Origin of the sequence: Thioclava sp. 'Guangxiensis', assembly GCF_045348365.1 — a bacterium.
Lineage (GTDB): Bacteria > Pseudomonadota > Alphaproteobacteria > Rhodobacterales > Rhodobacteraceae > Thioclava > Thioclava kandeliae.
In genome coordinates this window covers 349,936-369,573 of record NZ_CP155823.1, presented here as the reverse complement: position 1 = coordinate 369,573, position 19,638 = coordinate 349,936, and the positions used below count along the sequence as shown (strand labels likewise).

Annotated in this window: 12 protein-coding genes; 10 read left to right on the top strand and 2 right to left on the bottom strand. The window is 61.4% G+C overall.

Going from position 1 to position 19,638, the window contains the following annotated elements; translation table 11 throughout:
• Positions 1-60: 60 nt before the first annotated feature.
• The 9 genes from ABEB22_RS15175 (at position 61) to ABEB22_RS15135 (ending at position 13,109) form a co-directional block, all read left to right on the top strand.
• Positions 61-6,147, top strand: a complete 6,087-nt coding sequence (locus tag ABEB22_RS15175; protein ID WP_349295779.1) for a hypothetical protein — start codon at positions 61-63, stop codon at positions 6,145-6,147.
• Complete coding sequence (locus tag ABEB22_RS15170; RefSeq protein WP_349295778.1) at positions 6,144-7,058, top strand: hypothetical protein; 915 nt, start codon at positions 6,144-6,146, stop codon at positions 7,056-7,058. The genes ABEB22_RS15175 and ABEB22_RS15170 overlap by 4 nt, the downstream gene beginning before the upstream one ends.
• Positions 7,058-8,104: a pyocin knob domain-containing protein gene (locus ABEB22_RS15165; RefSeq protein ID WP_349295777.1), complete on the top strand. Its 1,047-nt coding sequence runs from the start codon at positions 7,058-7,060 to the stop codon at positions 8,102-8,104. Before ABEB22_RS15170 ends, ABEB22_RS15165 begins: the two co-directional genes overlap by 1 nt.
• Before the next feature lie 10 nt (positions 8,105-8,114).
• A complete protein-coding gene (locus ABEB22_RS15160) occupies positions 8,115-8,450 on the top strand; it encodes a hypothetical protein (RefSeq protein WP_349295776.1) in 336 nt (111 codons plus the stop codon).
• A gap of 36 nt (positions 8,451-8,486) precedes the next feature.
• Positions 8,487-9,071, top strand: a complete 585-nt coding sequence (locus ABEB22_RS15155) for a hypothetical protein (protein ID WP_349295775.1) — start codon at positions 8,487-8,489, stop codon at positions 9,069-9,071.
• A gap of 1,274 nt (positions 9,072-10,345) precedes the next feature.
• On the top strand, positions 10,346-11,152 hold the full coding sequence (locus ABEB22_RS15150) for a DNA adenine methylase (RefSeq protein ID WP_339112859.1): 807 nt from the start codon (positions 10,346-10,348) through the stop codon (positions 11,150-11,152).
• A gap of 65 nt (positions 11,153-11,217) precedes the next feature.
• On the top strand, positions 11,218-11,934 hold the full coding sequence (locus ABEB22_RS15145; RefSeq protein ID WP_349295774.1) for a lysozyme: 717 nt from the start codon (positions 11,218-11,220) through the stop codon (positions 11,932-11,934).
• Positions 11,916-12,290 carry a hypothetical protein gene (locus ABEB22_RS15140; protein WP_349295773.1) on the top strand — a complete coding sequence of 125 codons (375 nt, stop codon included), beginning with the start codon at positions 11,916-11,918 and terminating at the stop codon, positions 12,288-12,290. The genes ABEB22_RS15145 and ABEB22_RS15140 overlap by 19 nt, the downstream gene beginning before the upstream one ends.
• Positions 12,291-12,638: 348 nt before the next feature.
• The gene (locus tag ABEB22_RS15135) at positions 12,639-13,109 is read left to right on the top strand and encodes a GNAT family N-acetyltransferase (RefSeq protein WP_339115667.1); all 471 of its coding nucleotides are present in this window, start codon (positions 12,639-12,641) and stop codon (positions 13,107-13,109) included.
• A 310-nt stretch (positions 13,110-13,419) separates the two neighbouring features.
• Here the strand turns inward: ABEB22_RS15135 and ABEB22_RS15130 are convergent, their stop codons facing one another.
• Positions 13,420-16,590: a type ISP restriction/modification enzyme gene (locus tag ABEB22_RS15130; RefSeq protein WP_349295772.1), complete on the bottom strand. Its 3,171-nt coding sequence runs from the start codon at positions 16,588-16,590 to the stop codon at positions 13,420-13,422.
• A 474-nt stretch (positions 16,591-17,064) separates the two neighbouring features.
• Entirely contained in the window at positions 17,065-18,450 is a 1,386-nt protein-coding gene (locus tag ABEB22_RS15125; protein WP_349294757.1) for an IS1182 family transposase, read from the bottom strand.
• Between the two features lie 488 nt (positions 18,451-18,938).
• Between ABEB22_RS15125 and ABEB22_RS15120 the strand changes: the two genes are divergently transcribed.
• On the top strand, positions 18,939-19,610 hold the full coding sequence (locus tag ABEB22_RS15120) for an imm11 family protein (protein WP_349295771.1): 672 nt from the start codon (positions 18,939-18,941) through the stop codon (positions 19,608-19,610).
• The last annotated feature ends 28 nt before the right edge of the window (positions 19,611-19,638 follow it).

The following is a 19,638-nucleotide window of genomic DNA, read 5'->3' as shown; positions in this document are numbered from 1 at the left end:
ACCAACCCCCAGGGGCGGACCTCACGGTCTGCCCCTTTTTCCATTCAGAAGAGGTGTGCCATGGCGATGGGCCAGATGGGTGCGATGCAGGCGAAGCTCGGGCTGGACCTGAGCCAGTTCCAGTCCGGGGCGCGGGCGGCGGGTGCCGAGGCGCAGAAGATGGCGGGCAATATCAATCAGGCCTGGGCGGGGGTGCGGGCCTCGGTGGAGGTCAAGGCCGCGCGGTCTTTTGATCAGCTGCGCGCCTCGATCGATCCTGCCTTTGCGGCGACCCAGCGCTATGCGGATGTGCAGCGTCAGGTGGCGGGGTTTTTGGAGAGCGGGGTTGCAAGCCAACGGGCGGCCAATCAGGTGCTCGAGCAGGCGGCGGCCAGGTATCTCGGCGTGGCCACGGCGTCCGATCGCGCGGCACAGGCGGCGCGGGCGGGTGAAGCGGCACAGGCGGAGGCCGCGCGCACGGCCCAGACTGCCGCGCGCAGCTACGAGAGCCTGCGGGCCTCGGTCGATCCGCTCTATGCCAGCTCGCAGCGCTACAAGCAGGCGGTGGAGGTGCTCAATGCCGCGCAGGCGGCAGGGGTGGTCGATGACCGCGCGCGGGCCAATACGCTGCGGCTTCTGGGCGAGCAGCTCTCGGCCACAAGCGGCGTGATGCAGCGCACGGGCGGGATCTCGGGGCGGATGTCCTCGGCCTTTTCCAACGCGTCGTTCCAGGTGCAGGACTTCTTCGTGCAGATCGCGGGCGGCACCGATGTGATGCGGGCCTTCGCCATGCAAGCCCCGCAGCTGCTGGGGGCTTTGGGCTTCTCGGGCAAGCTGGCGATGATCGGGAGCGCCTTGGGCACGCTGGTAGCCGTGGGCGCGGTGGTTCTGCCGATGCTCGGGGATTTGGGCCGCAAGGCGAAGGATATGGGCGAGGCGGTGGGTGACCTCGAAAGCTCGCTCGGCGATCTGCGCGCGGCCCTCGATGTCGCGGCGATCCCGATGGCGGCGCTGCGCAAGGAGTTCGGGCTCAATGCCGAGGCCGCGCGGGAGATGAACCTTGCCATGTTGGATCTGGCCCAGCTGAAGGCGATGAATGACCTTGATGCCTCGACCGAGGCCTTGCGCACCCGCTTTGCCGATCTCGTGGCGCAGGTGGACCGGTTCGATGCGGCGACCCGTCAGGCGGGCGGCGCGCTGCGCGATGACTTCCTGACCATGGCGCAGACCAGCATCCGCCAGCTGCAGAGCCAGTTCGGGCTGACGATTATTCAAGCGCGCGGCGTGGCCGATGCGATGTCTAAGATCAACTCCGGCGATGTCGATCAGGTGGCGGCCGGCGCCAAGGATCTGACACAGGTGCTCATGGCGGTGAAGGATAGCGCGGGCCGCATTCCGCCTGATCTGCAGGAGGCGGCTGAAGCGACCATCAAGACAGGTTTGGCGGCGATGCGGCTGGCGGGCTATACCGAACAGGCCGAGAAGATCGCGGCTAATCTGCCGGTGGGGCTCAACAGCGCGGCCGATGCCGCGCAGCGTCTGGCCTCGGCCATGGCGGCCGCGACCGGCTTTTCGGCCAATCTCGACAATCAGATCGCCATGCTCGATGTGCAGATCGAGGCCACGCGCAACAAGCAGAACGTGGCCAATGCCACGCGGATCGCAGGGCTCGAGCTGGAAGCCCAGGCGCGGCGTGATGCGGCGGTGGCCGCGGGCGAGGATGCGCTAGCGGCCGATGCGCGGCTTGCCATCGATCAGGCACAGATCAAGACGATGTCCGACAAGCTCGCGACGCTCGATCAGCTGACGGCGGCCCAAAAAGCCTCGACCAAGGCGGGTACGGCAGGCGTCAAGGCCGCGCAAAATCTCGCGAAGGCGCAGGCGAAAGAGGCCGAGCGCTGGCGCGATCTGATCGATCCGATGAACCGCTATCGCCGCGAGCTGGGCGAGCTGACGGCTCTGGCGAAGGAAGGCCTTCTGACGCCCGAGGAAGTGCAAAAGGCCATGGCGCAGCTCAATGCCGATCTGGCCGATAGCCTGCCGCTGGTGGGCGACCTCACAGACACGCTGGTCGATGGGCTCTTTACGGGGTTCCGGACCACTTTGGGGAGCATTGGCGATATGTTCAAATCCTGGCTCAAACAGATGATCGCCACGGCGGCCAAAAACCGCATTCTGGTGGCAATGGGGGTCACGGGCGCGACCGGAGTGGCCGGCACGGCAGCGGCGGCTTCAGGTTCTGCGGCGGGCGTCATGCCCGGCGGCAGCCTCGGCTCGATCGCGACCAGCGGGCTGGGGCTCGCGGGTGTCATCGGCACCTCGGTCAATGCCTTCATCTCGGGCGCGGGCGGGCTGGTCACCAGCCTCACCGGCGCGGGCGGTGGCTTGGCGGCGGCCGGCACCTATCTCACCTCCGTTCTGGGCGGGGCGACCTCCGGGATTGCGGGTCTCTCGGCCGCGATCGGGGCCATCGCGCTGCCGGTGGCGGCGGTGGGCTTTCTGATCTCGGGGCTGATCGGCAAGACCAAGGTGCTCGACACGGGCATCCGCGCGCTGATCGGCGGGAGTGATGTGACGGTGCAGACCTATGAACGGATCGAGAAGTCGAAGTTCTGGGGTCTCTCCAAATCGAAGCGCACGACCTACTCGGCGGCGTCCTCAGAGATCGCCGATCCGATCCGCCAGGCCGTCTATGGCGTGCAGGACAGCATTGCCGTCGCGGCTTCGGCTTTGAATATCGGGGCGGAAGCTTTCGATGGCTTTGCTTATGAGCTGAAGTTTTCCACCAAGGGGCTCTCGGAGGACGAGGCGCTGGAGGTGCTGCAGGACAAACTCACAGAGTTGGGCGACGCCTATGCAGGTCAAGTGACGGGGCTCGAGGCATTTTCGGCTTCGGGCGAGGGGGCGATGGAAACGATCAACCGTCTGGCCTCGGCTCTGCAAACCGTCAATGCCGCGATGGATACGCTGGGCAATAGCTTCCGCGCGACGGGGCTGGTGGGGGCTGATATGGCCAGCCAGCTGACGCAGCTCTTTGGCGGCGATGAGGCCTTCGGCACGGCTGTGAGTACCTATTACGAGGCGGTCTATTCCGAGAGCGAGCGGCTCGCCACGCTGACCTGCCAGACGACCGAGGCGCTCGCCGAGATGGGCCTCGCGATGCCCGAGAGCCGCGATCAATACCGCGCGCTGGTCGATGCGATGGATCTGACCAGTGCAGGCGGGCGGGAGCTCTGGGCGACGCTTGTCGGGATGGCGGGGGTCTTTGACGAGATCCTGCCGCAGGTCTCGGCCTTCACCGCGCAGATCGAGGCGCTCTCGGGGCAGGTCTCGACTTCGCTCGATGGCGCGATCACTGCCTATACGGCGGCGCAACAGGCCTCGGCGCAGGCCGCGACCAATTGGTATAAGGCGGCCGACAGTATCGCCGAGTTCGTGGCCGAGATGCGGGGGACGGCTTCGGCAATGACCTCGCCGCAATCGGCGCTGGCCTTCTCGGCCGCGCGCTATCAGAGCACGCTGGCCTCGGCCAAGGCGGGCGATCTCGATGCCACAAGCGGGCTGACCGGTGTGGCGCAGACCTATCTCGATCGAGTGTCTGCCACGGCCACCAGCGCGCTCGATGTGGCCCGCGCCCAGGCGCGGGTGGCGTCTGATCTGGGGCAGGTGGAAGGCATTGCCCAGATCGAGGGGGCGAAGTCCGAAGCGATCGCCAGCCTCACGCAGGCCCAGGTCGATCTGATGACCGAGGCGCGGGACTATCTCGCGGCCGGCAATGCGTTGACCGAGGAGCAGATCACTACGCTCGAGACCCAGCTGGGCAGCCTTGATGACGCGATCCAAGCTGCCGCCGAGATCAACTATGCGAGCCTGCAGAAACAGATCGATCTGGCCATCGATGTGGTCGAGGATGCGAAGATCCCCGATTACCTGAAGGCGATGCTGAGGGACTCGGCCTCGGGCGTGACCCGCTATGTCGACTTCATCACCCGCTCCGACCTCTCGGCTGATCAGAAATGGCTCGCGCTGACAGGCGCCTCGGAACATGTGAAGACGATCAGCCTGATCGCGGATCAGGGGCAGATCAGCGGGGATCTTCTGGATCTGGCACTCACCTCGGCCGATACGCTGGTCAAGACCATCAGCTATATGTCGGGGACGCTGCTGCCGGCGGACCTGCAGGCGCTGGCGCTCGAGGATGCCTCGAGCCTTCTCAAATCGATCCGCTGGGTGGCACAGAGCCTGCCGGCGGATCTGCGGGCGATCGTGTTCAACGATATCGATGCGCTCGACAAGGTGATCAACTTCCGCGTCGGGCAGTCGGTCCCGGGCACGGTGCAGAAGCTGGCCCTGGGCGAGGCGGAAGAGTTCCGCCGGATCCTCGATCTGGTCTCGGGCAAGCTGGTCTCCTCCCGAGTGCAGGCGCTGGCGCTCGACGATCCGACCGGCTTCCGGCGCAGCCTGTCGATCGTGGCAGGTGTGCTGCCCTCGGGGCGGGTGCAGACGCTGGCCCTCGATGCGGCCAAAGCCTTCACGCGTGTGCTCGACTTCCAGCTCGGGCGCACACCGCAGGCGAAAATCTGGTCTCTGGCGCTGGCCACCACCTCCAAGCTGCAGAAGACGGTGAACCTGCTGACGGGCCGCACGCTCGATGCCGAGACCATGCGGGTGGCGCTCGCGGGCAATAGCGAGCTGGCGCGGGTGGTGAATGTGGCGCTGTCTTCGAAAGCCGATGCACGGGCGGTGACGCTCGCGCTCGGTAATCTTGGCGCCTATGCGGTGACGGTGAATGCGGCCTTGGGCAAAGGCATCACCGGCGATCTGCGGCAGCTCGTCTTTGCGGGGCAGGGCAGCTATGCGGCGATGATCGAGGCGGCCTTCTCGAAAGGGCTCACCGCCGATCAACGCCGGATCCTGCTCACCCAGCAGGGCGGCTATATTGCGCGGATCACGGGCGTGCTGGCGGGCAACCAATCGGCGCAGATCAAGGCGCTGCTTCTGAATGCCAACACCTCGGCTGCGCGGGCAATCACCATCCGCGCGGCGTTTGCCAAAGGTCTGAGCTCGGATCAGCGGGCGGCGCTCTCGAGCGCGGCGCTGACCGTCTCGCGCATCATCGCCGGCACGGTGCGGCTGGGCTCGCTCTCGGGCGACCAGATCCGCATGCTCAGGGCCGCAAGCGGGACACTGACCCGCACGCTGAAGGGCACGGTCGATCTCTCGGGGCTGACCGCCCAGCAGCAGAGCCTGCTGGCGGCGGTCTCGGGCAGCACAGCGGGCAAGATCACACTGGGCGGATCCTTCCGCTTTGATCCGAGCTCGGCCTTCGCGAGCCTGATGACCAGCTCGGTCAAGGCGCCGATGGAGGCCGCGCGGGCCAGCATGGTGGGGCTGCGTGCGAGCCTCACCAGTCTTCGCAGCGCAGTGATTGCGCAGAGCGATCTGCTGAAAGCGCAGCAGAAACAGGCGCAGGTGGCTGCCGCACAGGCGAGCTATGACAGCCTGATGGACCAGCTGGCGAACTTCACGCCCGATCAGGCGGTGGGGGCGCCGAGCAAGCTCTCGACATGGTCCTCGGGCGGGCTGGCCGCACTGGCCACCTATCAGGTGGGCAACAAGACCTTCAGCGCGCAGGACACGCAAAAGCAGCTGGTCATGCTCGACCGGAAGGAAGACAGGGCGACCTACAATGCCATCGTCGCGCAGCTCAACACCACAGCCTATGAGCAGGCGATGGCCTATGCCACGCGGCTCAATGATGCGGCGGCCGCGAGCGACCTGAAGGAACAGGCGCTCGAGACCTCGCTGCAGGAGGCGGCCCGCGCGCTGCGCGATCTCGGCGTCGATATCGAGATCCCGCAATTTGCGGCGGGCGGCCATCACGCGGGCGGGCTCAGGCTCGTGGGCGAGAAGGGCCCCGAGATCGAGGCCACGGGCGCCAGCCGGATCTGGTCGGCCGATCAGACCCGCCGGATGCTCTCGGGCGGCGGCGGCGGGCAGGGCGGCGGCGGGCAGGGCAGTGACACGGCGCTCGTCGCAGAGGTGAAGGCGCTGCGCGAGGAGTTGGCCGGTATGCGCAGCGAACAGCGCCAGCTGGGGCTGAGCGGCACCAATGACATGCGCAAGCTGCGCATGATCGAAGAACGGCGGGAGGCCGAGACGCAATGACACAAGCCCTGATGATCATCCCCGTGCCCTTGGGCGCGGGGAATATGCAGGCCTCGAATGTGGCCGAGGATGACTATGGCAATTGGGCCTCTGGCACGGCCTATGCGGTGGGCGATCGGGTGATCCTCACCGCCACCCATCGCATCTATGAGGCGCTCGCGCCCGGATCGGGCGTGCATCCGGTCTCGGGCGCGAATGCCGGAGATTACTGGGTGGAGGTCGGCTCGACCAATCGCTGGCGGGCGTTTGACGCCACGCTGGGGCAGGCCACCACGCGGGGAGAGAGCATCACCTATACGCTGGGGCTGCCCGCGCGGGTCGATGCGATCGCCTTCATCGATCTGGTGGCGATCTCGCTGCAGGTGGTGATCCGCGATGCGGGCGGCGGCGTGGTCTATGACCGCACGGCCGATCTCCTCGACACAAGCCAGATCCAGAGCTGGGCCGACTTCTTCACCTATGAGGACACATTCGACCCGGAGCAGGTCTTTGTCGATCTCGGCGCGCTTTCGGGCTTCACGCTCGAGATCACCATCTCCAATCCGGGCGGCACGGCCTCGGTGGCCGAGATCGTCATGGGGCGGGGCGAATACCTGGGCGATGTGCTCGATGGCTCGCGCTCGGGCTTTACCGATTACTCGCGTCGCGAGACCGATGACTATGGCAATGTCTCGATCGTCAAACGCCCGACGGCCCGCAAGGCCGAATGGCAGCTGGCCTTTGCCTCCTCGGCCAACCGCCGGATCCAGCGCGCGCTCGAGCAGGCGCGCGGGGCGCCGGCTTACTTCTACCCGGGCGATGGCATGACGCCTTTTGCCCTCGCCGTCTACGGCGTGGCCGATGACTTCTTCCCCGCGCTCTCGGGCGGCGGGCGCACGATTGCAACCCTTACCCTGACAGGAGTGGCCTGATGGCAAAACCCACCTATACCCCACCACCCAACGAGGCCCCGATCCTCGGAGATCCGAGCTTTGCCGCCAAAGCCCAAGGGTTCCTCGGCTGGTTCCCCGTCATGGGCGAGTACATGCAGGGCATGGGCGAGTGGATCGAGACGATGATCGGCGATGTGCCCTCGGACAATATCGCGGCCTTCGCGCATCTGGGAGGGGCGGCCAACAAGCTGCCCTACTTCACAGGGGCCGGCGCGATGGCCATGGCGGATCTGACGGCAGACGGGCGCAGCCTGATCGGCCAGAGCGGGGTGCTGAAGGCGTCGGGTGCGCTACTCGCGGGCACCGGTGTCACGCAATCGAACTACGACACGACTGCCAATCGTCTGCTGAAAGTCGGTGATGCCGGAATTCTCGGAAAAGCGTATAATGCAAATGGATTGAGCTCTTCGTTCAATTGCGATGACGCGCCGAGCGGGATGTGGATGTCCATCAGTCCCTCCGCGACTAACTCGCCTTATGTGGGCGGAAGTGGGATGGCTGGGTTCTTATACACCCTCGAGTGGAATACGGGTGTAAAAACCCAGACATTCATCGCGACTTCCCCGGCATCCGTCGCGGGTCGCGAATACCGACGCAGCTATGATGGGAGTGCTTGGAGCGCTTGGAGCGTGGTCTATGGCGGTGATAGCGCAATAACGTCGTCCACAGCGGATGGTGTGCAGCCGCTCTTCCAGCGCGGATCAAACTCCAATGGCGAATATGTGCGCTTTGTCGATGGGACGCAGATTTGCTGGCGGCGCTCTTCTCACAGCGGATATACTTGGACAACTGCCGATGGTGCCCTGTTCATGCAGGGAAGCTCCTCCAACTGGACTTTCCCCGCAGCGTTTTCAGCGATCCCATCGGTTAGTGGCGCTGCAGAGACTGCGGCGGCATCTATCACGGGAGTGGCATTCGGTACTGCGACGACAACCGTGGTGCCTTTCCGGCCATGGAGCTCGACCTCTTTATCGGGGTCGGTTGAGAAATATGTGCACACTTGCGCTGTCGGCCGTTGGAAGTAAGGAGCAGACCTTGAATATCATCTTCTCACCCATCGTCCGCCGTCCGGGCACCGATTACGAACTCCACATGCTGTCCGTGGAGGGCGACACGCTAGCCGTCAACGGCACCGACTACGACCTGACCGCGCTGGTATATAACGAAGACACGGGCCTTGCTGGCTACATCCAGAGCGCCACGCGGGATGCGGCAAGCGGTTGGACCGTCACGCTGCTCCTGCCGATCGGCGACAATGCCTCCGAGGCGCAGCGCTTCCCCGAGCCGGTCACCGTGACCAGCGGGCCGGTGCCGCTGCCGGCGCCGCCCGATCCGGAGCCAGAAGAGACCAGCACAGAAGATGCAGGATGACCCGCCTGAGAGGCGGGATTTTTTATGAGGCGATACATGGATAAGACACAGGCGCGAAAAGCCGGGAAGTTCTTCGGCGACGAGCTGTTGAAGTTCGCCGTGCGCTGGCTGATCGGCGCGCTGGCCGTTGTGGCCGTATGGATATTCACTCCCGTGAAGGAAGGTGTGCTACGGTTCTGGACGCTCCCCGATCGGGTGAACGGGTGGGAGGCAAAGCTCGACAGTCTGACCAAGGCTGTGGCTTCGGCCACAGGGGCGGATCGGGTGATCCGTGAGCCCTTCGGCATGGCCTATATCGAGGAGCCGGTACAGCAAGGACAGAATGTGGTGCTGCACCTCTTCGTGCAGCGAACCGAACTGGGCGAGGACTGCCAGCTGGTGCAGTGGGTGCCGCTGTTCCGGGATGTGACGAATGTAGATCTGCCGGGCATGCGGGCGTCCTCGGCTCCGATCCAGCAGATCGGCACGGATCTTTCGCGCGTCAGGATCGAGTTGGTTCCGCCAGCGGCGCTCTATCCCGGGCGCATCACGGTCCAGCTGCAGCTGCAATATGACTGCGATGGGAAGCTCATTCCCGAAAAGACCAAGCCCGTGGCCTATCGTCTGCTGAAGAAGGGATGAAAAAGGCGCGGCCGTTCGCCCAAGCCGCGCCTTAGTGCTCTCTATGGAATGGTGTAACAAGCTCCGGAGCATCATACGAACTAGGGCACAGCCTTGCCCTGACAAGGAGAGATTCCTGACAAGAACAGATTTCTGCGCATAGAGGTGATGCTGACAGTGGTGGGGCCACGGATATGAGGGATGCATTTCTTACGCCGTCCTAGCCATCATGCTCGGGCTTCTGAATTCCGGGAAATTGCCTGTCTGGCGGATAAGACGATTCCAAGCGAATAGACCGTGCAGGTGAACCTGTTTGTGGAGGGGGAATGGGAGGGCGGTAAAGGGAGGCCATGGCGCAAAATACCGCCCGCGCCTCCCTGCCATGATGTGAGGCATCGATGGGCGATGCGAGTCTAACAAAAAGCATTGCTTGTCGAAACCATAACGCTTCGTCATGAAGAGCTTTCTCGTCGCGTCATATGGTAATGAAAAAGGCGCGGCACCCTGCCCAGGGCCGCGCCTCAGTTGCTCCTCGCGAATGATCCGACGCAATGTACGGAGCATCATACGAGTTAGAACGCCGCGATGCTTTGACAAGATCCGATTTTCTGGCCCGCCATCGAACGGGTCTCTTCATGATGCAATGAGGGATGCAGACCACAGCCCACTTCGCGGCCATCGTGGAGCGCAGAAAAACGGAGGGAGAGGGAAGGGGGAAACGGGCGCGGAGGAATGGTGGTTCGGAACCCGCGCCCGGAACTGGTTACAGCTTGGAGCCTATGCGAGTTCTGTTTAAAATCAATTACAACATGTGCTGACTTTGCGGCATGCGGGCGAGGGGCTGGCGGCTCGGTCCGCAGGCTGGCGCACTACCGGAACGGCGCCCACTGCGCGCTGTCGGGTGAAGCCATTGATCGCATGGGATACATACGGGAAAGGCGCGGGTTCGTGGCAGCTACCCGCGCCTTTGAGCCTGTAGAAACGGCAACTCATGACGCCGCAGATCAACACTAGTTGATGATCAAAAACCCGACAAACCCGAAATACCGGCTGCGCTGCCTGACGCAGAGTCGCTGCCTAATAATTTGGCCGTGAGCGCAGAGCACCCGCGGCTCCCATGCAAAATTCATGACGCCCCGCCACCGTGTGGGGCGTTTTGTTTGCCCCTTTCAGGGGCCGGGGTGCTGTAACACCCCGACCGTGCGAGCCGCGCTAACGAGCCGCACCGACCCAAGCTACTGCAAGACTGGTCGCCTGACCCCCGAGAGGGCGGGCGCCGTATCAAGCAGAATCATATGTATAATCAAGTCAAAAGCGCCCAACCCGTTGCACCGTGGCTGGGCGGCAAGAAACATTTGTCCGCGCGTCTCGTGCAGAAGATCGAGGCGATCGACCATCACGCCTATATCGAGCCCTTCGTGGGCATGGGCGGGGTGTTCCTGCGCCGGCGTTTTAAACCCAAGCTCGAGGTGGCCAACGATATCAATGGCGAGATCGTCAATCTCTTCCGGATCCTGCAGCGCCATTACCCCCAGCTGATGGAGGTGATGAAGTTCCAGATCGTCTCGCGCCGCGAGTTCGAGCGGCTCCGGACACAACCGCCCGAGACCCTGACCGATCTCGAACGGGCGGCGCGTTTCCTCTACCTGCAGCGGCTGGCCTTTGGCGGCCAGTTGGGCGGGGTGTTTGGCGTTGCGACCGATCGGGCGCGGTTCTCGCTCTCGCGGATCGGGCCGCTTCTGGAGGATGCGCATGAGCGCCTCGAGGGCGTGGTCTTCGAGTGTCTCGACTGGTCGGAACTGGTGCGCCGCTATGACAGCGCGGGGAGCCTGTTCTATCTCGATCCGCCCTATTACGGCGGCGAGAATGACTACGGCAAGAACATCTTCGATCGCGCCCAGTTCGCCCGCATGGCCGAGCAGCTCGGCCAGATCAAGGGCAGCTTCGTGCTGTCGATCAATGACACGCCCGAGATCCGCGAGACCTTCGCGGGCTTCGAGTTCGAGGAGGTGGCGCTCAAATACAGCGTCTCGGCCAAAGGCGCGACCGAGGCGCGCGAACTGATCATCTCGAACCGCTCCGAGGCCGGACGCCTCCTCTGAGCCCTGCCTTCGATCCCCCCACCACGCCCCGCCCATCCGGCGGGGCTTTTTCATGGAGAAATGGAATGTTCAAACTCTTGCCCGACTGGCGCGAGGTGCTGCTGCGCGCCTGGTCGATCCGCCTGATCCTGCTGACGGCAGTGCTCTCCGGCCTCGAGGTCGTGGTCTCGCTCCTCGATGCCGATCTTCTCGGCATGCCGTCCGGGGCGTTTGCCGCACTGGCGGGCCTCATCTCGATCGCGGCCACCATCGCGCGGCTGGTCCAGCAATCCGGCATCTGGTCCGAGGATCTCGCCCGAGACGAGAGCGGGGCGCTGCGCAAGCGCCATGCGGCGGGCGTTGCCGGTGTGGCGGCCGCCATCGCGCTCGCCATTACCACGATCGCGCCCTGGGAGGGCAAGGAGCTGCGCGCCTATCGCGACATCATCGGCATACCGACGATCTGTTTTGGCGAAACCGAGGGCGTGAAGATGGGCGATGTGGCGACCGAGGCCGAGTGCCGGACGCAGCTGGCCAAGCGCGTGGCGCAGTTCGAGGCCGAGATCCGCCCCTGTCTGCCCGCGAGCCTGCCGGAGCGGACCCGCGCGGCCTTTATCAGCGCAGCATACAACATCGGGTCACATGGCTTCTGCCGCTCGAGCATGTCGCGCCGAGCCTTGGCGGGCGATCTGCGCGGGGCCTGCGATGCGCTTCTGATGTGGAACAAGGCTGACGGCCGCGTCGTGCGCGGCCTGACCAACCGGCGCAAGGCGGAGCGTGATCTATGCCTGTCCGGTCTGTAATCGCGGGCGCCGTTCTCCTGCTGATCACGGCCGCGAGCTTCGGGGCAGGGTGGTCCGCTCAGGGCTGGCGGCTCGGTGCGCAGCTCTCCGCCAAGCAGGCGGCATCGAATGCGGAGAAGGCGGCGGCGCTGCTCGCAGAGCGCCAGCGCACCGCCCAGGCGATCCAAAAGGCCAACGCCGCCAATGCGGCGCTGGCAGAGGCTGAGCGCGCCCTGACGATCGCGCAGGGTGAACGAGACATAGCCCGAAGGAGGCTTATCGATGAGTTTGAAACAGATCCCGATCTGTCTGGCTCCGGCATTCCTGCTGGCCGCCTGCAGTCAATCCGCGACCACTGGGGCGGTGGTGGCCAATGAAAAGCCGCGCCCGCTGGTGGTCTTGCCCGCTGCGGCCCGCATACCGTGTGCCTCGCCGGCGTCATTGCTGGCGGTAGGTGGGACACTGGCTGATGACGCGGTGAGCATTACGCGGCTTGGGGATGAGTTGATCGCTTGTGATGGGCGGCGGCGCGTGGCGGTAGAGGCGTTTGATGCACGTCCTTAGGCGAAGATAAACGGCCCTATCCGGACATGCATCGGGCCGATCTACGCGGTGATGTAGTTCACTGAACCAGCCGTTCGTGGCACTGTGCAGCACGACTCGGTTGCTCGACGTCCGCAATGCGGACATTGCAAACACAGCCATGATCTGAAAAGCTTCGTGGCATGGAATTGCCTGACCTCCCCCCTGATATGAAATTCACGCGGCTTGGCAGCAATCCCGGCGACATTGCCTTTGCTTTCGAAGCTAAACGAGCGGCCATGGGGCCGCACATAATTAAACGCTGGCCTTGGGATGAAGCATTCCAACTGGCCCTGCACGAGCGCCATTATAGCGAGAAGCCATTTTTCGAGATAAGGCGCTCGGAGCAAAGGCTTGGAACACTATCGCTTCAGAGGCAGCCGGATCACGTGCGCTTCGGAGAGTTCTATCTGTTCCCAGAACATCAAGGCCAGGGTGTCGGCTCGACTATTCTCGCGCACTGTCTCGAAGTGGCCGACAGGCTGCAGTTACCTGTTAAGTTGGAGTACCTGTACTGGAACCCAGTAGGCTCGCTCTACCGGCGGCATGGCTTTAAAGAGATCAGTCGCTCCGAGATCCACTGCTTCATGCAGCGAGAAGCTGTCGAATCGTAGGTGCGATACGGGCTCGAAGCGGTCATGCGGCGGTGCGGCGGCCCCATCACGAGGGCCGCGCCACCCTATCGACGCGATCGGCCCAAAGCGGACATTCATTCTGGCCGTAGCGGATGGCCGCTCCGCAGCCCAAAGCCGCCCTCGGTGCTCGCAGCAGCATGACTTCAACGGCCAGCACGAAGGGTGGAGAGCGGACTTTTTCCGTACACACCGTGATTGTCCTTCTCCTGAAAGGCGGCGTGGGCTGCGAAAAGACAGTCGTTTGCAGAGCCAATGGAGGCATAAAATCGCAACGTAACGAATATGCCTCTTAAGCTTCCCTGTGACCTCCTGACTCTAGCGTCATCGTGATCGTGGTCATGATCCGGTCGGTCTCGGACAGAATCTTCAGGATGCGCTGATAGTGCTGGATGTCTTCGAAGCGGAGCGCGCGGCCTTTGCGGTCCTTTAGCCATTTCTGCGCGGGCTGATAGCCGCCGATCTTGAAATCCCAAGCAGCGGGCGGCACGGCGTCAAAGCCCTGTGTGGCATTGATCCAGACGCGGCTGCCGTCTAGGCGCGGGGCCTCGATCATGTCGTTGCCCTCGCCATTATATGGGTATGGCGTCGGGCCGATGACGGTAGACTGCATCAAGTGCAACTGGCGTAACTCGCTCCCCTTGGCGGCTATATCCCAGAACTCGGCGGGTGAAGCAGGCCAAGGAATGCGCGGGAAGTCGGCTTTCAGAAATTCGGCATAGGTTTCGCGGTAGGCGGGACAATGCAGAACGCCATAGATGTAATCGAAGACGGCCATCTCGTCTGGCTCACCATGCGCGGCGTTTTTCGCCAGAGCGCGCAACTTTTTCCAAAGCTTGGGATCGAGGTTGATACGGCGGGATTGATCGAGGTCTTGCTCGGTGGGGTATAGATAGAGGGGAAAAAGGGCCGATTGAGTGCTACTTTCAGCGCATTTGGTTTCCATCATTTTATCGACGACATAAAAGTGGTCGGGAGATGGATTTTTATTGCTCCGAGCCGTTGCCAGTCCAACGTTCTCTCCACTGAGGAAATTTTGCATTATTTTATCAACGGGCCAACCAACAAAGCCGCGCGAGCGACCTGAATAATAGATATATCTGTTGTCAAAAGGTCGATACGCTATCGGCGCGACAACATATCTATTTTTATTTTCGATAAGATCCTGCTTTGCCCATGAGAACTTCCAGTCCCTCACGTCATCCGGTACCTTGTATAGCGCGCGTACTTGATACTCTGGAAGATTTAGGAAGTCGTCTATCGCCTGTCGAACTCCTTGTTCACTTTCGTGTATTGTCAGCTTATCTCGTTTTGTGACAACACCAGTGCCCCCCACAGGAAATAGATCTCTAACAGAAAATCCCTTGAGGTAGTCATTCTCTACTTCCTTATTCACTGGCTTTAGAACGTAAGCAGGGGCGGTGGGTTGAAGCTCATTAGAAATTAAATTTAGCGTTCCCAAGTTGAGTTGAGAATACTTTGATTCTCGAGTCCCCCATAACTCCGAGTGCCAAACCTTCGCTAGCTCCCTATTGTCACGATTGTTCGATTTTCGCTTTACGCCAATGATGATAGAGACGCCTTGTTTGATATCGAATACATTTCGATCCGGATCGCCATTGGGCGAAATTTCTTTCTTATTGGAATTTCCGTGCAGGTCGAGCACATAAATCTTGTCGAAAGTCTGCATCAAGCGCCAGCGCATCCCCCTAAAAGTGGGATTATCGAGGTAGCCGTGATTTGTGACAAACCCTACAACCCCTTCACCGGTCTTTTCGATCAAGTGCTCAGCGAAACGGATGAACTTGACATAATCGTCATTGATCCATTTCGAATTACGTTCCTTGAGCTTGGTCTTGCCGCCTGGCTCCATTTTGTAGGGGGCGATCAGGTTGGAGGCCCATTGACCTTTGTTGGCGCTTTCGCCCGAATAGGGCGGATTTCCGATCACGCACATGATCGGCATCTGGCGCTTGATCGTATTCGCTTCGCGCGCCTCTCGGGTCAACCATTGCGCCATGAACAAGTCGCGCACGTCGCGCTCTCCCTCCTCGAGCGAGTTGGTCAGGTAAACGCCCAGCCGCGGCGCCTTGTTCGGCCGGTAGCCGAGTTCCGTCAGCACCATGTCGAGCTTCATGTGGCACATCGCATAGGACGCCATCAGTAGTTCGAACCCGTGCAGGCGTGGGATCAAGCTTTCCTCGACATAGCCTGACCATTTGCCCGGCGCGATATTCTGCACTTTCTCGGCGATGCGCGCAATTGCCTCGGCCAGAAAGGTGCCGGTGCCGGTGGCTGGGTCGAGGATCTGCACGCGGTGAAGTTCCTTCCGCATGGTGACGGGCTTACCTTTTTTCGTCTCGCCGGTATCCCAGTCTTGCACTGTGATTTTCGAGGTGTCGGCCAGGCCCAGCGGCAGACCGAATTCGTTTTGTAGCACCTCATCCACGGCGCGGACGATGAATTTCACCACCGGTTCGGGCGTATACCAGACGCCGCGGGATTTGCGCTTGGCAGGGTTATATTCTCTCAGGAAGTCTTCGTAGAAATGGATGAACGGATCTTGCCGCTTGGTGAGCGAGCCAAAGCCCGCCATGACCCGCCGCATGTCGGTGGCCTGAAAGATATCAGCCAGATCGTCGATCACCCAGACAAGGCGGTCGTCAAGCGTTGGGCCTGCAATGTAGACGAAGAGCGCGCGCAGAAAGGGGTTTGACTTCGGCAGCAGATTCAGCGCTTCCTCGCGCGAGAAGTCGCTTGGCGTTTCGTCGTGTAGGCGCGCGGCAAACATGCCATAGGCGATGGTCTCGGCGTAGATATCCGCGAATTCATCGGGCTTGATATCATGCAGGAGCTGTTCTTTGAACGCCTTGTATTGGCCCAAGATGTCGGTCAGACCGGTGCTTTCCTCAGCCTTGATGTCGGCTGTCAGCGACTTGCCGAGGATGTCCTTGATAAGGACAGCCTTGCCCGCCATCAGCTTAGCCAGCGTGGCAGGCGAGCGGATCGTCTGCGGTCGCTGCTTGGCGAAATTGGCCAGCGCATGTTCCAGCGCCGCGAAGGCTTCGGGGATGGGCTGCCAGCCCATCATCTGCTCGCCGATCATCACCTCATGGCGCAACTCGCCGTCGTGATAGAACAGGAAGGTCAGGCCGTTGGTGTAGATCAGGTTGGGCAGCGCCTTGCGGTAGCGGTTGAACTGCTCTTTTCCTTCCTTGGCGATATAGGCCTTAAGGTCGATCACGGGGTCTTTCGCCTCGCAATGGCCGATCACCACATCGCCGCGATGAAACGAAAAATCGGGCGCACCGACATCGGTCAGACGCTTGGGCTCGTTTTGCGACTGTATGTCAGGGTCGATACCGTCGAAAAGCTTTTGCAGGGCGGCGCGGTAGGAATGCTCGGTGGCATTCCCGCGTGCGTGAATCGAGACCAGCTCATTGAAATAATCTAGAATATCCATCGTACCTCTATCGCAATTTGGGCGAGAATGGCCTGTTTCGCGTGGTTTGCCCAGAGGTGCCACTCGGGAAAGACGCAGGACTGTGAAAAAATAGCGAGCCTTGAGCCGTGCTTAAGGTGGGCCAGTGCAATCTATCTGCGCAGAACTGCGCGTTAGTGTTCCGGATCATGCTGCAGGGTGCCGCTTTTGGCCGGTTTGCGGAAAAGCTGCGCCGCCGCGAAGTTAGTCTGCCCCATGACAGCAAATTTGCGCCTAACGGACGTCCGTACAGGTTGCCGCGAACGGCAGCTCTCCGCCGAACCGAGACATTTGTATAAGATGCGGCAAGTCGCCCAAGGCCTACGCTAAGGGCGGATGTTGTTGAAAAAGTCGGTCGAAATCGCCGATTTTGAGGCTCGCCGCCGCCGGGCAAGGCTATTGCGTTCGGGCGATCGCCCGTCGACCCGCCTCAAGGCGGTAATATGGCCGCTCAGCTCATGCTGCGGCCTCCTGTCGGACGCTTCGCGGGCGGAGCTTCGCGAGTTTTCGGAGGTTCTGGGCGATGGCGGCAAGCAGGAATTCGTCCTTGGCGCCGTTTGGCCCACGGAGCCGCAGCCGTGTCAGGCCAAGGATGCGCTTGAGGTGCGCGAAGAGCATCTCGACCTTCTTCCGTTTGTCGCGCGACACTTTGTAGGCCTTGGTCTTGCGGCATTCTCTGGCGAATTCGCGCGCCTCTTCATGGGGCTCGCGCGTGACATATCGCGCATCGGCTTTCGGGCAACAGATCTCTTTGGATAGGCAGGCTTGGCAGGTTGCCTTCAAGCACCGGTATTTCTTTCGTCCGCCGGTATCCTGACCCCGGTTCGGATCGGAATAGTTGCGTCTGAACTGTTTGAGGGCATGGCCTTCAGGGCAGATATACTGATCATTCTTCTCGTCCCACTGGAAGTCCGAGCGGGAGAACGTGCCGTCGGTCCGTTCCGACTTATCGATCACCGGGATGAAGGGAATGATGCTGCGCTTCTCGACCAGCCAGCCCAGGTTCTCGGCATTGCCGTAGGCGGTATCGGCGGCCAGCCAATCCGGTTTGACACCAAAGCGTTTTTCGGTCCTGTCCAGCATCGTGCGCGCAGCTCCGACCTCGGCCTGGCGGATCGCCCTTGTCGCCTCGACATCCATGATCACCGAGCTCTTGGTGTCGATCAGGTAGTTGGTGGCATAGGCGAAGTAGGGGCGGCTCTCCTCCGCACGGGTCCATTGCGCTGCCGGATCAGACTTGGCGACGAACTTGGGTTGCACAGGAGAGGCCGCACCAAAAGCGGCGTCATCCAGTGTCTCCAGATATTCCCGTGCCGCCCTGTTGCCAGCGTCCCGCGCGACCTCGGGGCTCCAGTCTTCCGCCGCGACGGACCGGACCTTATTGGCATCCGCCGGGATAAGGCTGGCATCGACTGCGAAGCCTTCGCCCGACACCAGGTCCTCCTTCAGGCAGCGTTCAACGGTTGCCTCGAAAACCTGCCGCAGCAAGCCACTTTCCCTGAACTTGCCATGGCGATAGCGGGAGAAGGTCGAGTGATCCGGGACATTGCCTTCCAACCCCAACCGGCAGAACCAGCGATAGGCCAAGTTCAGGTGAACCTCATCACAGAGCCGGCGCTCCGAACGGATCCCCATGACATACCCGATCACCAGCATCCGGATGATCAGTTCCGGATCGATCGAGGGGCGACCAAGATGGCTGTAGAATGGGCGCAGCGCCTCGCGCAGAGTGTCACCATTCAGGAACAGGTCGATCTCGCGCAGCATGTGATTGGCCGGGACGTGCCGCTCCAGATCGAAATCGTAAAACAGCTGCGCCGGTGCTTCTTGCCTGCCCATCATGACGAAATCCTCCAATCTCCTCATAGTCGAGTGAATCGAAAGACTTGCCGCAGCGCAACAAAGACTTTTTCAACAGCATCGGCGGAGAGCGGTCATTCGCCGCGGTCGCGAATGCACCCCTGCGGAACCCGCCGAAGCGGACGTTCAGGCGAGGACCAAGGCCGAAGCCCGCTCGATCGACACCAAGGGCGGAATGCGTCATGCAGTTCTGCCAAGCCAGTCATGCGACGCGTCGCAGCTCCGCATGACTGCTCCGAGCCCTAAGTTACATTGAGTACGTGGGGAATCTTCGAAATCCGCCGTACAGAATACAAAGCGATGATAGGCTCATACCGTACAGGTTACGACTTCACGAGCGGGACGATAGCCCTTCACGCGCCGCATCTCAGATGACATTGTCGTGGTGACCGCCTAATCTTCACCGCCGCCGACGGCAAGATGGCAATTTCGATAAAATCAGTTTTGACAATCCTAAAGGAGCTGCAGGAATGACCGACTGGTGCCAGGTGGAAGAGCCAAAAATTTGGATCTCTCGCTTTCCAAGGTTTCTGGATATCGTTTCGTTTGACTGGTCCTGTCATAACGAAAACAAGATCGAATTCATCGATGCTTTCCAGTACTTACACAAAAAAGTAGATGCCAAAGCCAAACCGCAATTCCTCTACTTCAGACGTCATAGGAAAGTGCCATCGGTCGCGCGAGATGCGTTTTTAACAATCGACGGTCTTCAGGTTATTTCTCAGGCGCTGCGGGATGTCCTCGTACAGTTTGATATGACTGGCGTGCAACTATTCGAGGTGCCAATTCTAGCCGACTTGAACGGCGCGCCTTCGGGGCTGCCCAACCACTTTGTCATGAACGTCTATGGGACCAAAGACGCTTTGATACCGGAGTTATCAGAGAATATAGAAAGGCCTATTTTGCGCCGAGAAACCGAGCCACGGCCGGATGCTAAGTGGGAACCTATAAACGATCTTGATGTACCGGCCGTGTCGGCATCTGCTGGTGAAGGGGCGGATATTTGGTGCGATCCGAATCTTGGAAGCACATACTTTTTCAGCGATCGATTAAAATCTGCGATTGATGCTGCGGATTTGAAGGTTAAAGCTCTCAAATTTTCTCAAGCACGAGTATTCGAGGCGGAACGCCAGCTACTTTAACCCCAAGAAGCCTGAAGCGTGATTATAG